13 protein-coding genes are annotated in these 15,730 nt (G+C 48.5%); all 13 read right to left on the reverse strand.

Annotated features, from left to right (window positions below; all coding sequences use genetic code 11):
- Positions 1-49: 49 nt before the first annotated feature.
- Complete coding sequence (locus PCH01S_RS23750) at positions 50-550, reverse strand: flagellar protein FlgN (RefSeq protein WP_042233806.1); 501 nt, start codon at positions 548-550, stop codon at positions 50-52.
- A gap of 25 nt (positions 551-575) precedes the next feature.
- On the reverse strand, positions 576-839 hold the full coding sequence (flgM, locus tag PCH01S_RS23755) for a flagellar biosynthesis anti-sigma factor FlgM (protein WP_042233807.1): 264 nt from the start codon (positions 837-839) through the stop codon (positions 576-578).
- 144 nt (positions 840-983) lie between these two features.
- Positions 984-1,400, reverse strand: coding sequence for a flagellar protein (locus PCH01S_RS23760; RefSeq protein WP_042233809.1), 417 nt, complete (start codon positions 1,398-1,400; stop codon positions 984-986).
- 127 nt (positions 1,401-1,527) lie between these two features.
- Positions 1,528-2,349, reverse strand: a complete 822-nt coding sequence (locus PCH01S_RS23765; RefSeq protein WP_042233811.1) for a ComF family protein — start codon at positions 2,347-2,349, stop codon at positions 1,528-1,530.
- A 26-nt stretch (positions 2,350-2,375) separates the two neighbouring features.
- Positions 2,376-4,616, reverse strand: coding sequence for a DEAD/DEAH box helicase (locus PCH01S_RS31770; protein WP_327195122.1), 2,241 nt, complete (start codon positions 4,614-4,616; stop codon positions 2,376-2,378).
- A gap of 83 nt (positions 4,617-4,699) precedes the next feature.
- Entirely contained in the window at positions 4,700-5,092 is a 393-nt protein-coding gene (locus PCH01S_RS23775) for a glycosyltransferase family 2 protein (RefSeq protein WP_042233813.1), read from the reverse strand.
- A 50-nt stretch (positions 5,093-5,142) separates the two neighbouring features.
- Positions 5,143-5,868 carry a response regulator gene (locus PCH01S_RS23780; RefSeq protein ID WP_009677083.1) on the reverse strand — a complete coding sequence of 242 codons (726 nt, stop codon included), beginning with the start codon at positions 5,866-5,868 and terminating at the stop codon, positions 5,143-5,145.
- Complete coding sequence (locus tag PCH01S_RS23785; protein ID WP_174446847.1) at positions 5,840-7,027, reverse strand: sensor histidine kinase; 1,188 nt, start codon at positions 7,025-7,027, stop codon at positions 5,840-5,842. Before PCH01S_RS23785 ends, PCH01S_RS23780 begins: the two co-directional genes overlap by 29 nt.
- An 88-nt stretch (positions 7,028-7,115) precedes the next feature.
- Positions 7,116-9,734: a stalk domain-containing protein gene (locus PCH01S_RS23790; protein ID WP_042233815.1), complete on the reverse strand. Its 2,619-nt coding sequence runs from the start codon at positions 9,732-9,734 to the stop codon at positions 7,116-7,118.
- Positions 9,735-10,081: 347 nt separating this feature from the next.
- Positions 10,082-11,290, reverse strand: a complete 1,209-nt coding sequence (gene metK, locus PCH01S_RS23795) for a methionine adenosyltransferase (RefSeq protein WP_042233817.1) — start codon at positions 11,288-11,290, stop codon at positions 10,082-10,084.
- A 146-nt stretch (positions 11,291-11,436) separates the two neighbouring features.
- Positions 11,437-11,715, reverse strand: coding sequence for an alpha/beta-type small acid-soluble spore protein (locus tag PCH01S_RS23800; RefSeq protein ID WP_009677087.1), 279 nt, complete (start codon positions 11,713-11,715; stop codon positions 11,437-11,439).
- Between the two features lie 229 nt (positions 11,716-11,944).
- On the reverse strand, positions 11,945-12,514 hold the full coding sequence (locus PCH01S_RS23805) for a hypothetical protein (protein ID WP_042233819.1): 570 nt from the start codon (positions 12,512-12,514) through the stop codon (positions 11,945-11,947).
- A gap of 68 nt (positions 12,515-12,582) precedes the next feature.
- Entirely contained in the window at positions 12,583-15,594 is a 3,012-nt protein-coding gene (locus PCH01S_RS23810) for an S-layer homology domain-containing protein (RefSeq protein ID WP_042233821.1), read from the reverse strand.
- Positions 15,595-15,730: the final 136 nt, after the last annotated feature.

Below are 15,730 nucleotides of genomic sequence, written 5' to 3' on the forward strand. Positions count from 1 at the left end.
ATTCACTTCCTTTGCTGTAGGGCCTTAAGCGGCCGGAATATGTGCCGGGCTAAGCCCGTGTATCGAAGTAAGCGTTCTTGCGTCTGGCCTGCCCCTGCTGGGTAGGGTTCGCATAGATCGCGTCCTGCTCGGGTGTTGCCGTTAAGAGATCGAGTGAAAGGTCGATGAATCCCAGTGACTGTTCCACCAACTGCTGATTTAGAGCATTGAGTTCTTTAAGTTGTCTGATTTCTTTTAAAAGCCGCTCCTGACAATCCATCAGCTGCTGTTTTTCTTCCGCTTTGAACACCAGCTTAACCAATTCTCCGACGGTTATAAAAGGGTTCGTCTTATAGCAGCGGGTTACCATGTATTCATTGATCTTCACTACACGGCGCTGATCCAACTCTTGGATTTCTTTAACGGCCTTGGATTCTTTCTGGACAATTGCCGACAGTTCTTCTATGGAGTTTTGAAGAATCGCTTCTCTCTTCCTTGTCCCAAGCTCCCGAAGATCCTGGTGACATTCGATAATGCGATTCAAAACGTTGACGATTTCGGATACGGACACAGCTTTTCACCCGTTTCTGCCGGTCTTATTTAAGGTACGGAAGGAGCTTCTCGGCGATCTTGCCCGCTTCCACATGGTAGGTTCCCGATTTAACCTGCTGCTTCAATTCTTCTATTCTGCGCATTCTATTCTCATCCCCTGCGGCTCCAAGCAGCTCTTTAGCTTCCGTGGAAATTTGAACCTCGTCTTTGGGACGGTTACGTTTACCAGCGGCAGCCGTCTGAAACTGTTCTTTATGCTTGGCATACGGATTTACGTTTCCGATTCGATGGCTATCATTAATTTTCATAGTTATTCACCTCTTGTTCTCTGATGGAGAATCCTCTACTTTCCAAGGCCGCTCTACGGCTCGATTCTACAAAAAAACCGATAATGGTTATTACTATTATCGGCAGAAGGATATGATCTTTTTAGTTAAATACAGCTTTTCTGATTAGTGCCGGTCTTTTAAGCGGTCCGTAATGCGAAAATGATGAGCGTCTTTTTCCGCGTTTGCGTTGTTTTTGCCCTCATCCATCATCTGATTCACATCACGTACAAGTCGCTGGCGGCAAGAATCACACATGGTATGTTCACGAATAGGGTTTCCGCAAACTTCGCAGGGATAGGTCAGATTCGGTGAATCCGCTATCGAAATGCGGCCTTCGCGGATAAAACGGATAATCTGGCGCATGGGAACTTCCGTCTCTTCATGCAGCTCCTGGAGATCGCACTTACGATTCTGCCGCAAGTAGTCCGCACATGCAACATACTGAGCCTCGATGTCTTTAACGCAGGCGGGGCAGGTTTCGGCAAATCCTTTCACAAACAGCTTCCCGCAGCGCGGACAGTTTTGAACGTTCATACTCATTATGATCACCTTATCAAACTCAAGTATAGTATACGACTAGTGTAACGTATTGGACTTGCGTTGAGAAGGGGCCTTCTGAAAGAGTTGGAAATATGTTTATTTCCCTCCATATCGTGCACCTTGGCGGTTAGCGCGCCCACATCAGTCCGTAAACCTCTACAGGTAACGATTGCGTTATAGTCTGGGCACATTGGTTTAGAGTACTCCCTGTTGTGTAGACATCGTCAAGCAGGAGGACGCGAACCGGCCAGCCTTGACCCGTAATTCCCTCCTCTAGCCGCACAATCGATCCTATGGCTTCCTCAAGAAGCTTGAAAGCTCCCTGCAGATCGTTGAGCCGCTCCCCCCTTGACTTAAAACTTTGCTTAGCCGTATGCCTTGTCCGCTCAAGCAGGGGCACCACAGGCAGCGAAAGCCGCCTTCCCAACTCTATGGCCATGGCCTCGGCCTGATTGAAGCCTCTTTCCGCCAGGCGACTGACATTCATGGGTACGTAGCTGATGCAATGAAAGCCGGAACCTTCTTGCCCCGCCGCCGGCAGTTCTTTGACCAATTGATGATAGGCATGTACCAGCATTCCGGAGAAAAGAGGAAGCAGGCGCTCATTGCCCCTGTATTTGTAGGAGGCCAGCCATTCTTTCATCAGGGGGTCATAACGGACTGCACTTCGGCTGTACCGGAAAGAACACGTCGTTCGTCGGACACAGTCCGGGCAATCATCCGGACGGCCGCAAACCGGACAACGCACAGCCATTATCCAAGGAATAGCGTTAAAACAGGCCATACAAAGCCCGAGACTCTCTTTGGAAGAGCTTCTGCGCCCGCCGCAGCAAACACAGTTAGCCGTTTCTCTGTCACGTGCATTTGTTTCGGCTTCAGGAGACTGAAACCATCGTTTCACCTTGCTCCACCATACCGCAGGCGGCTTGGGGTTGGGCAGACCGATCATTCGCTTATCTCCTTCCCTTCACTAACTTAATCCAATAAGTAACCCCTTTTTCGGGCTGTCCGGTTCATTTTTTTGATTTGCCGGATTGCCCCTTTTTGCGAGACGGTATTTTCCAATCCTGCAAAAAAAACAAGACCTCGGGGGTCATCCTTCGATCTTCCCGCACGACCTGCCATTTGAACCAAGGCCGCTTCGTTGAACAAACTGGAATCCGCATCGAGGATGAATACGTCCGTTTTAGGCACGGTCACGCCGCGCTCCAAAATCGTTGTGGTGACCAAGATGTCCGTAACCTTGCCACGGAAGTCGGTTACCTTCACCGACCTTTCGCGGTCTTTGGACGATGTGCCGGCGATAACCTTGTCCGGCCAAAGGCCTTGAAGCAGCCCGACAAGCGGCTCCACCAGCTTGATCTCCGGCACGAACACGAACAGCTGCGCGCCGCGTTCGAGCGATCCTTCCAGACGCGCACGCAGCGTCTGGGGCAGGGCACCGCTGCGGAGAATACGCCGCAGCGGAGGCGCCGGCACCCGCTTGGGCACAGGAAGCGGGTGCCGGTGAAAGCGCACGGGCACGGTGACGTGAGGCAGGCGTCCGGACGCCGCCTCGCGCTGCAGTGCCCGCGGGGGCGTCGCCGAGAGGAGGACGTAGCGTCCTCCCGGCGCGAGAGCTTTGCGCGCGGCGAATTCCAGCGCCGCGCTGTTCAGGTACGGGAAAGCGTCGATCTCGTCGATAATCACGGCATCAAAAGCATGCGCGAAGCGCATAAGCTGATGCGTGGTTGCGATCGTGATATCGCCGCTTTCCCAAGTCTGGCTGCCGCCGCCGTACAGCGTCACGATGCTGCGGCCTTCAAATGCGCGCATCAGGCGCGGCTGCAGCTCGAGTACGACATCCCGGCGCGGCGTGGCAATTGCGATCTTGCGGCCATGCGCAAGTTCGTATTGGAGGAGCGGGAAGATCATTTCCGTTTTTCCCGCTCCCGTGACCGCCCAGATCAGAAAGCTGGGCGCTGTTTTCCCGCTATGTGCTATCCCGCTAGAGCCTCCGTCGCTTCGTGGCAATCCCACTTTTCCTGCTGCATCTTTGCTGCCGGGCGATGTGCTGCTTAAAAACGTGAGCGCTTCCTTCGAAGCCTCTGTTTGAGCCGGACTCAGACCCCAAGGGTGTAAATAAGCCTCCAAGGTAGGTCCGTTTTCAGATTCCCTTGTGCTATTTTTAGGACAACGGTTCCCCCTCGGGTTTTCTTTTACATATCCAGGCCACCGGTAAACATCCTCCTCGCCCTCGCAGCTTCCCTTAGCTCCTTCAATGAGCAAAGTACAGGAGCGCACTCGTCCCATGGTCAGACATTCTTCACAGTAGGGGCAATCCGTTCCGCAATGATAACAGGGAGTAAAGTGAAGTTTGCCGCTTCCGCATCTTCTGCAGCTATGGGTGGTCAGCCGCCGCCAAAAGGCCGGAAACTTTCTCATCTGGTTGCTCTGTAATCCATTGGTTAAGGTAATGTCCCCGTTTAAATAAGCCAATTGGATGTAAGCTTTCCAAACTCCGTTTTCCAACAACTCTGCCTTCCCGGAAGCCTCCAGCAGCCGGATGACTTCTTCACTCAAAAGGCTTCTGCCGTTTAGTGCTTCGATAAGCCGATCATATGTGGTCGAATTGTCACGAAACGCAGATGGGCCGCAAGCTAGCCAGTTGTCGTAGTCTATCGAACGGGAAGTGAGAGATTGAAGTATTTCTGAAGGAATCGGCGGGGACGTACGCATTAATTCTTCTGGGGGGAGCGTGCTTTTTCTACCGTCAGGCGGCGGAGAATGGTTTAAAGCTGCGTTTGAACTCGTTAGGGTTTCTGCTTGTAAATAGTCATTTAAAGACTCTGATGAAAATGGTGTAGAGTGAATTGCATTTGGGGGGTTGAAAAAATCAGAATTTGTTTCGGGGGTACTTCTTTTACCTGTAGAATAAGAGCGGGTGATTAAAAAATCGGTTTTCAGCCAATCCGGATCTTCTCTTGACGAAGGGGGTGTATAAACAGACGGTTGCATTTCGGGGAAAACATGGGGAAATCGTTGCTTGCAGGAGGGAGAGCTCAACACATCAATCAGGGCCAGAGCTTGTCCAACTGAGACAAGAGGCTCCAGCAGCACAATCCGGACGGAACGTCCGAGCCGCTCGAACCAGTACGTGAAGTCGACGGCCAATGCAAGGGAAATGTGCCATTGCCAACCACTATCATCGGCAGCAGCGTAAACCTGAACTTTCATGACTCACCTACTTCGACGCTTATTCGGTTGTAAACGATTACGTAAACCACGGTCGGCAGAACGCCAATGAAGAATCCTGGGTGTTATTCAAACAAAGGAAGTTTAACCAGCTGCTTCTGGTTGCTCACATGCATAACCATCAAGTTATCGCGCTCGGTCGATGAGGCCCATTCCTCCCAGGAAGATTCGGGCATAACCGTTCTGATCTTAAGTTCGTAGGAACGTGAGAGCTTCTCGGCAATCCGCAGCGTATCGTCCGTAGAACCTTCGTCAATTACGGATACGGACAGAGATTTTCCGCTGAACCTCGCCAGAAAAAACAAAGAACGGATATACCACTCAATGTGTAATTGGTTATCCTTGGTCACTAATAGCAGGTGGTACGAACGTACCTCTTCATTGGGGCGTTTAAACGCATGGAGCATACATACACAGAAGATGTAGCTCCCTACAAATAACATCAATCCGGTCCACATGACGGCTCCCTCCCTTAGCATACTATATGCCTTGGCGGGAGGGTTGGTTCCTAGAGAGTCACCCAGCCGTTTTTGATGGCGATAATAACGGCCTGTGTACGGTCGTCTACTTCCATCTTTTGCAGAATGCTGCTCACATGATTTTTTACCGTTTTCTCGCTGATATAAAGGAATTCCCCGATCAGCTTGTTGCTTTTGCCTTCTGCCATCAAACGCAAAACTTCCGCTTCACGCTTGGTCAGCGGGCTTGTCGGAACATGAATGTATTTTAGTCCGGATTCTTGAACGCCGTTGCCGGAACCCATAACACCGTTATCATCGAGATATGTCATACGACGGAGCTGGTTGATCAATTTACCGGTTACTTTCGGGTGAATATAGGCATGCCCGGCTACAACGGAGCGAATCGCATTGATCAGCGCCTCCGCCTCCATATCCTTCAGCAGATATCCGGAAGCACCTTTGCGAAGCGTCTCAAACACATAACTTTCATCGTCGTGAATCGAAAGGATGATCACCTTAACGTCGGGAAAAATAAGCTTTAGCCGCTCAGTAGCGACAACGCCGTTTTCCAGCGGCATATTAATATCCATCAGGACTACGTCCGGCTGCATTTCGTTGCAGAGCTCGATAACCTGAATACCGTCGCCGCACTCCCCGATGACTTCCATATCGTCTTCCATATTAATGATTCGTTTGAGGCCTTCGCGAAACAGCTGATGATCATCTGCAAGAATGAGTCTTACGTTACGCTTGGGACTCCCCTGGTTGTCCATTACCAATTTCCTCCTTGTTCTCTGCGCGAATGGGAATCAACATCGTAATCTTCGTTCCCACGTCCTTTTCTGAGTAGATGGCCATGTCCCCTTCGAGTAGCTTCAACCGTTCCCGCATCCCGATGATGCCAAAATTGTTGCCCTTGGCAATCTTATGCTCCGTCAAGTCCACATTGAAACCGATTCCGTTGTCATTAATGGAGATACTCACCAGATCCTCCTGGAAAGACAGCTCAAGTGTAACGAACGTTGCGTGGGCATGCTTAAGAATATTGGAGAAGGTTTCCTGAATCAAGCGGAAAATAGCGACCTCCATCCCGGATGGAAGTCTTGTTTCTCTGCCCGAAATTTCAAGCTTCGTATGTACCTGGGTCTTATCTTCAAAATCCTGTACGAATTTACGTACGGTCGGAATCAAGCCCAGATCGTCCAGCGCCATCGGCCTGAGATTGAAGATCATTTTGCGAACTTCCTCCAGCCCGCACCGCAGCTGGGACTTAAGATCTATGAGTTCTTCCTTTGCCGCCGTGTATTCCTGTTTGGTCACCATGCGCTCCGCGATTTCCGTGCGAAGTACGACGTTCGCCATGGTCTGCGCTACCCCGTCATGAATCTCCCGGGCCATGCGCTTGCGCTCGTCTTCCTGGGCCAAAATTATTTTCAGCCCGAGCAGTTGGCGGTTTTTGGCCGACTCCAGAATGCGGGTGACCTGATTAAGATCACCCGATAAATATTCGAGAACGACATTCATCTGGGAGACGATCATTTCCGCCCGCTCGAGCTGTTTGTCTACATTTTTGATTCTTTGTTGGATGTCGTTGCGTCTTTCTTTCAGGTGATTCTCTTTTTCTCTTGATACCGTAAGCTGCAGTTGGAGCGATATAGCCGCCTCGTAGGCGGTTTTGATGTCATTTTCCCGGTATCTGGCAAAATCACGGCTTACTTCCGTAAGACGGATACGCGCACGTTTGTAGTCACGTTCCAGGTTGTCCACCAGCTCGATCGTCTGGGTAACTTCATCCTTAACTTGACCTAATTCCCTAAGAAGCGACTCTCGTTCGCCCCGGGCGCTTTCGCAAATTTCGAATACCTGGTACTTGCTGCTCTCCATGACTTCGATGGCGTTCTTGATGACACGGTCTAATGCATCCACCTGCAAATCGCTCCAAGCCCCTTTTCAAAACAAATTGGTCTGCCTTCTATAGTACCATACTTTGTGCTGTTTGAGAGTAAACTAATAGAACTATTTATTGCAGGTTAACGATCTGTTCGGCCTGATTCCACGTGACTTTCCAGCCTAAAGTTTCAGTCAGCAGACGCAGCGGAACCATCGTTAAATTGTTCATGATACGCGGCGGAACTTCGGCGGTAACCCGCTTGCCGTTCGTGATTAAATCGAGCTCATTGTTCCACATATCGACGATGTTCCCGTCTTTTACAACCGTTGCCCGGAGTGCATCCTGATTCCACAGCACTTTCGCTCCCAGAGCTTCCGAAACAAAGCGTGTCGGCACGAGCGTATTTCCGCGGTCGTTAATCGGGGCTTGTTCCAGCCAGTACGATTTTCCGTTGACGGTTGCCATCTGGTTGCCGATTTGCAGGGTTACTTTGTTCAGGCTGCCGGACGGTGTATCATAATTCGGATAGCTGAAAGAGATGTCGTCAAGCTCGATCTTGCCTTGCAGCGCGCGCTCGTCCTGACCTTGCTCCGGATTAACCACATAGATGCTGCGCAAAGTCAGCGGGTATTTCAGGTTAAGGCCGGACAAGTTGGCCGAGATGGACTTCCAGCCCTGCCAGTTGATGTTCTTGGCGAGCTCAACCAGTTCTTTTTTACCATCCGCATCAATCACTTCGGCGCGGAGCCAGTTCTGGCTTTCGTCACCTTTTACCTTCAGGTTGATCGTCTGCGGGTAGCCGTACAACTGCGCACCGTTATTGTTAAAGACCGCGTAAGACGCCTTGTTGCCGCTGCCTTTTGTAAAATCGTAAGCGAGCTGCAGGCTGTTGTTGCCGGACTCGTTCTTCACGATGCTCAGCTTCGTATCCACTTCCGCTGGGTAACTTTCCGAAGTGGTCAGAATTGATTTGTCATCGAGGTTGTACCACATCGACTCATTGCCGAGCGGGATGTTCAGCATACTGCTGTATCCGTCGTACCGGGCGATAACTTGGGCATTCTTGCTGCCCTCCAGGCTGTCCACTTTCAGGACGCCGTTCTTGACTTCGCCCTTCACACCGAGCACTTCCCACTCAAGCGACGCCGGGGAAATTTCCTTCGTTTTGCCGCTCTTGGTCGTCGCGGTTACGCTCAGATTGTAGCTTCCGCCCGCAACAAGCCCTTGTCCGCTCGCTTTTGAAACCTTCATAGAGCTGATATCCGCACGGCGTATTACTTTTACGTCCAGGTTCGACGACCCTGCACCGGTTGTCGCCGTAATTTTACCGCTTCCGAAGCTCGTAGGAATGAAGGCATTCCCGTCGAATTTCCCAAGATTGTTGGAAACGCTCCAGGTTGGCTGAACGCTGTCCGAAACAATCGGGTTGTAATATTCGTCATAACCACTGAAGGTGAAGGTCGCTTTCTCGTTCAGGAACAGCTCTGTGTCGCCTTTCATAGTGAAGCCCTTCGGCTGGCCCTTCGGTGCCGTTGAGAAGACTCCCAGGGCGTTCACGACAGCCCTCTGCGTGCCATATTCCGTTACATGGGCCAGTTGGATATTGTTCGTGCCAAGAGGACGTTCGACCATTTGCGTGGAACCGCCGCCGTCCAGATTCATTGCTTTGTAAGCACCGATCTGAATAAGAAAACGCTGGAATTCCTGCAGGCTCATTCCTGCGCTGTTGTCGTTCTTATCGGCTGTAACCAGATAGGCCTTCTTCATATCTTGGGAGTATCCTACGCCGGTACGGGAACGGTAACCACCCAGGGAAGAGACATCACGGGAGAAGGAAGTGGCTTTAGCTCCGTCTACGAGAATAGAGTGGCCCCCGATCATTGTTTTAAAAGCATCGTTCGCATAGGCCGTTCCCGTACGCTGGTTAATAAATGCGTAATCCGTCGTAAGAGGGTCTCCGACTTTTAAATGTTCTTTGACGAATTGTGCGGATTTGCCCGCGGCTCTTAAAATGTACCCGTTCTTAGGCGGCTCGATTTTAATAACCGTATCCGGTGCGATTTGTTTGATAACCCCGTCCTGTACCAAGACCTCGGTCGGCACGGATTTTCCGTCATTGGAACGGTCCACCTGTCCCCAAGCATCGGTATACATGAACAACCCGTCCGTATGGCTGTGAGTACCGTCATCATACCAATAGTACGTTTTGTTGATGCCTCCGAGTTCGAAAGAAGTGCCGTCCTTGGCTTTTACCGCACCTTGGAAAGCAAACAGGTCAATCACCGGCTTGTTGTCCTTTGTTATCCCAAAAGCGTAAAGACCGGACATTTTATTGGATGGGGTCGACATGATTTGACCGTTGGTGATTTGCGGGCCCAAGGGCACGCCCTCCGCCTGCGTATTAAAAAAGTCCCCGTTAACCGCCGCGACTGCGCCGGCTGCTTTGGCCATCGTCGCCACTGTCTGCTTGTCGGTAAACTGATTATTTTTCCCAGCGATTACATCCAGTTTTACATACGGGTTCGTCAAATCTACCTCTACTACATTGGCAGTTGCCGAGACCTTCTTATTGCTTCTCGTAAAATTCCAAACATACTTCTTCATAACGGCACCCGAAGTTAAAATGCTCTCCGACTTCAAAGTCACCGTGGGGTCAGCGGCAAATGTGGGAACAGGCAGGGATACGACTACCTGAAAAGCAACGACGAATGCGAGTGTCGATCTCCACAGCTTGTTGGTAAACCTCATTCTTCTTTCACTTTCCTCTCTCCTGAATAGGTAAAATCAACTAAGACACACAATAGTATAGACTCTTAAACTAGCTAAAAAGTTACGAAATTTATATGATTTTTCCTAGATTAATTGAGAAAAGAGAGTAAAAGACTCGGAATTTGGTCCAAACTGGAATAATTGAGTCTAAAATCGGTCTTTTTATGCCTTTTTGAGGATATGAGAGGACTAGAAGCGTAAAGGAGACAGTGATTCAGCGACTATTGCAAATATTTAGCGAACAAAAAAACACGACCCGATCCGTTAGGATCAAGCCGTGTTCTTCACGTCTTGTCAGACAATTGTTGAAAAGTAAACCCTCGGTTCTACAGAGCTTCCGCTTTGAGCAGTTCAGCTTTGTCTGTACGTTCCCAAGGAACATCCAGATCGTTGCGGCCAAAATGACCGTAAGCAGCCGTTTGCTTGTAGATTGGACGACGCAGGTCGAGCTGCTTAATGATACCGGCAGGACGAAGGTCAAAATGTTTGCGGATCAGCTCAACGAGCTTCTCTTCGCTTACTTTGCCTGTGCCGAACGTATCGATGCTGATGGAAACCGGCTTAGCAACGCCGATGGCGTAAGCAAGCTGTACTTCGCATTTTTCTGCGAGTCCTGCAGCAACGATGTTTTTAGCGACGTAACGAGCCGCGTAAGCACCGGAACGGTCAACTTTCGTCGGATCCTTACCGGAGAACGCGCCGCCGCCGTGACGAGCGTAACCACCGTAAGTATCTACGATAATTTTACGGCCAGTCAGACCGGCATCCCCTTGAGGTCCGCCGATTACGAAACGGCCCGTCGGGTTGATGAAATAGTTCGTGTTCTCATCCAGGAATTCCTCCGGAACGATTGGCTTGATAACATGTTCTTTGATGTCTTTTTGGATCTGCTCCAAAGTGACTTCTTCACTGTGTTGTGTAGATACTACGATCGCATCAACACGTACAGGCTTGTCCCCATCGTACTCAACCGTTACTTGAGTTTTACCGTCCGGACGGAGGTACTCCAAGGTACCGTTCTTGCGGACTTCAGTCAGTCTGCGGGAAAGCTGGTGCGCCATCGAAATCGGCAGCGGCATCAGTTCCGGTGTTTCGTTCGTTGCGTATCCGAACATAAGACCTTGGTCGCCTGCACCGATCGCTTCGATTTCAGCGTCGCTCATTTGGCCTTCACGGGCCTCGAGAGCCTGGTCTACCCCTTGTGCAATGTCAGGGGATTGTTCGTTCAGAGATGTAAGCACAGCACACGTCTGGTAGTCGAAACCATACTTCGCGCGTGTGTAACCGATATCCTTAATTGTTTTTCTGGCAATGGCTTGAATGTCCACATATTCGGAACGGGACGTGATTTCGCCGATGACCAGAACCAAACCGGTAGCCACAGATACCTCACAAGCTACACGTGCGTTCGGATCGTTCTCCAAAAATGCGTCTAACACCGCATCGGAAATCTGATCGCAAATTTTATCGGGATGACCTTCTGTCACGGACTCGGATGTAAACAAACGTCTGCCGCGTTCTAGTGCCAATGTCATCGACCTCCTACTGGATTTAGTATGTAGAAACAAGTGCGAACTTACACAAAAAATGAACCTTTTCCTCGGTGGAAAAGGTTGCTTCAGGACCTTCTTGAAGTTATGTTACTTCATTTGTCGATGAATGTCAACGAAACAGGTATGAATTATAAAGTGAAAAGAACCTCTTCCGCTTTGCGGATTAATCGGCTTGTGATAGCACCGCCAACCGCCCCGCTGTCCCGCGAACTGATGTGTCCCCAGTAGTCCTCTTTTATCGAAGTTGCGGGTATAGAACCAAGCTCCGATGCAAACTCCGTGCTTAAATCCAAGCTTCCCAAAGCTTGTTTTCCAACAGGCAGCCCCATCTCTGCAGCAATTTCGTATTTAAGTAGGTCTAAAGCTTTATGCGACTCCGGTACCACCTTATTGTTGTTCTTCGACATCTTTTTCACACTCCTTCACTGGTTGTGCGATTAGTATCACCTTTCGACTTCTTTCGACCCGTATAAGTTGTTGTCAGCTTGGTTAATTTATGGAGGAGTTTACGTTCATCATAGATGTTTTTGGGATGAAACCAAAAAACATTTACACAAACAAAAAAATGACAAGGATTCCAAAACTGAAATCCTTGCCACCATAAATGTTATAAAATGTTCCAGCCTAGAGTCCTCTTTATTGTGGAACCTTAGAACCATCCGCGTTCTGAACCACATATCCGCCACGGACCATCACATACACGTCTGCTGTTTCCTTAAGATCAGGCTTAACTCCGCGGCCGTCTCTCGGGAAAATTAGCAGGTGATTGTTTTGTACCACTGTACCAGCAGCTAAGTCTTTACCAGCCGTTACATCCGGAATGCCATTATCGTCGTTGCTCACAGCCAGTGTCTTACCATTACGTACAATCAGCTCAGAACCCGCATCGGCCAGAATAGTTTGTCCTGCTTTAAGCGCAACAACTTTCATGGCATTGCCTTGACCTGTGGATGGCGTTCCGCCTCCACCGTTGTTCGTTGGCAGCTTTGCGATTTCTTGCGCAATGATTTCTTTAATTTTGCTCTCTGTTAAGCCATTGCTTCCTCCGCCAGTACCAACTGACCCCCCAAGCCCTTGCACGTATTGTTCCAGATAGCTCTTGGTCACGACCGGATCATCTGCAGAGCCGGGGGTGGGAGCTGCCGCGTGGATAGGAGATGCAAGTACTGTTAATATAACCATCCCGAGCCCTATAACCTTCTTCATACAAATTACCTCCTTAAGAAAAAAGGAGACCCTATTGGGTCCCCTTTATTTTACTAATGGAAATTTGATTACTTAACTGTGATTACAGCAGAATCGGATTTTCCGTTAGCAATAGCTTGCAGTGTGAAGCTCTTAACAGATCCATTAACTGTGATTACACCTTTGCTGGAGATTGTCACAGAACCGGTACCTTGTACATCTGTTGCAGTATAGATAACACCTAAGACGTTGTTGTTATCAGCAATTACAGCTTTGCCATACTCAACACCATAGTTATCAGTTACAGTCAGATCAAGAAGCGTTTGAGCATTTTCTGCACCAGTGTAATCTGCTTTGTCATTTTCACCTACAACTTTAGCAACTTGAACGGCTTCGTCTTTAACGTTGATGGAGACGGAAGCTGTTTTTTGCTCGCCTTTAGCTGTTTTATAACCAACAGCTACAGTTGCAGATCCAACTTTATTACCAAGAACATAAGGTGCAGCGTTTGGTACAGGGTCTCCATTAGCATCCAGTTGCAAAGATGCTTTAACAATGGAATCGTTATAAGTTGCGATGGAAGTAATTACGCCATCAGGCAATGCTACAAGATCACCAGCATTGTCTTTAGCTGTAATTTTAACTTTTTTACGAAGGGCACTCTTCTGAATATTTGCTTGATCATCTTTCAGCTTATCAGCTGCTGCATAGAGATCAGATACAGGAGTTACCGTGTAAGAAAGATCTGCTTTATTATCAATCACTTTAACATCTCTAGTAATGCTTGCAAGTACATTACCTTTAGTGTTAACAAGCTCAGCTTTGAACGTACCAGAGAGGTCGTTGCTAGCGTTAACTACATCCGCTGCAACTTTAACGTCGAAACCTTTATTAAAGGTTTTCAGCCCTTCTCCGGTGTACTTAGCTGTAGTGATAGCTGTACTTTGGTCATCCTCTACGAGTGTAAGTCCTGCACTACCAGTGAAGGATACTTGAACATACACATCACCAGTAACCGCTTTGTCAAGCTTGGAATCAAATTGGTCAAGTACGTTCAGCTCGATATCAGCTTTTGCACCTGGCAGAGCTTTCTTAGCTGGATCGTTAGTCAGCTTAAGCGTGCTTGCTACACGAGCGCCTTTAACGTTGTAAGTTTTTGTGTCGAACGAGTTCAGACCTGGGGAAGTCAACACAATGCTTACGCTGATAATGCTCTTATCAGTTGCAGTCATATCAGTGATGCGCAGTTTACCTTTGTTTTCACCGCTTTGAACGATTTCAATCTTACCGTTCGAAGTCGAAAGGTTCACAGTGTTATCGTTGCCTTGGTTTGTTTTCAGGCTGTTAACGATATCATCAGCACTCAGTTGGTTGCCTTCACTGTCAAATGCAGCCAGATCGATAATTGCTTCGTCGTCACCTGCGGAGATTTCTTTTTTAACATCTCCCAGTTTAACCTTCGTAGCTACTTTCGAAGATTTAACGTTGATTTTAACAGTAGAGAAGGAAGCTTGAGTTTGAACATTCAGTGTATAAGTGCCGGATTTTGCTACGTTATCAAGCAAAGATACCTTAACGGTCAGAATGCCGTCATTTCCGGATTTTACAACTTCAGTTTTCAGGTTTTTCTCATATTCAGAGAAGAACCGAGTAATTGTTTTGTCATAATCTTCGGAATCATCGGCAGCTACCAGGTTGCCGTATTGGTCGTAACGAAGCAATTCAACTGTTGCTTGTTGACCTTTACCGGAAAGAGCGTCACCAGTGGAGTATTTCACTGTGCCCAGTTCACTCTTCGTGATGATTGGCTGCGTACCAATTTTAAACGTCTTATTTACGCTAACACGGGAATCGTTCTCAATGATGTTAACGGAAACAATGCCGTAGCCTTGCTTGTAGTTATCACCTGTAGCTGTATCAAGAATCAAACGAAGAGTACCGTCTTCTGCTTTAGTGATTCTTTTCAGTACATCGTTGTTGTTGCCGGCATATACAGTGTACGCACCAGCAGACAGGGAAGCAGCTTCACCGTATTGGTTCGTAGCAGCCAGTTTAATCATTACGTTCTTGCTGTAAGCGATGGTGTCGCTAGGGTTCAAGAACTCGATTTTAGTCAGCTTCTCGTCTTCAGCGGAGAATTCTGCTACGGCTTTGTCAACTGTTTCAGCTGCCAGACCGCTCAGTGTTACGGAGTAAGCACCAGCGCTCAGTTTGCTGTTAGTCAGTGTAAGTACAGCAGATTTCTTATCGTCTGCCCATTTAACGTCAGTTGCTACGGAAGCAGTACCTTTTTTCAGAGCAAGGGATGCTTTAGCAGTATCAACTTCACGGTTGAATTTAACCGTTACAGTTTTAACGCCAGTAGCTTTAGCTTCGGAAACGGAAAGCTTTTTGCTAGCGTTGTTGACTTGTTGTGCTTGGTAAGCGGAAGTTACGAGCAGGTCGCGCGTAGCAGCTGCAGTACCGTTGAAAGGTTGGCCAGCTGGAGCTTCGAACAATTTCAGTTCTTGTGCCAGTTGAACATAACCTTTAGCCCAGTCGGAAACTGTTTTATCGGAAACGCCTGGCTTAGCTTTAGCTTCGGACTCTTTACCAAGACCACGGATCAGGAATGTAGCAAGTTCTTCTTTAGTTACATCGCCAGCTGGAACGTATTTGCCTTCTGCTTTACCGTCAGTAATGCCGGCAACACGGAGAGCTTCGATGTAAGGAAGAGCGTAACCGTTAGCAGGGTCGCTGGATTTAACGTCTTCGAAGCTGGAAGTAGTAGCGGAAGATTTCAGTTCGAAAATCAGAGCTGCTACTTTAGCGAATTGGGCGCGGTTCATTTTGTCGTTCAGACCGAAGCGGCCTTCTTCAACACCGTCAAAGATGCCTGCTTGAATCATGGAATCGAACTTGGCTTTTGTAGCCGCGTCCAGATCTTTAAGATCAGAGAAATCATCAGCCTTAGCTGCGAATGCTACGGAAGAAAATACGGACAATGCCATAGCTGTGGAAAGAATTACGGATAAACTTTTTTTCATAACCTTTTTGTCTCCTCCTTGAATATCTTTCGGGTTTTGAGAGTGATTAGGAATTCTAGAGCTCATATTACTCATTGAATGATTCACCCCCTTTCCAGAGTGGTTGAGCCTAAATGTATAACTAATTCATCTGCAGCCTAAAAGACCACATAGAATCTAGTAACGAAACTAATAGATATGTAGACATCTAACACCACTTTAAATATTATAC

It is taken from the genome of Paenibacillus chitinolyticus NBRC 15660 (assembly GCF_000739915.1).
Lineage (GTDB): Bacteria > Bacillota > Bacilli > Paenibacillales > NBRC-103111 > Paenibacillus_F > Paenibacillus_F chitinolyticus.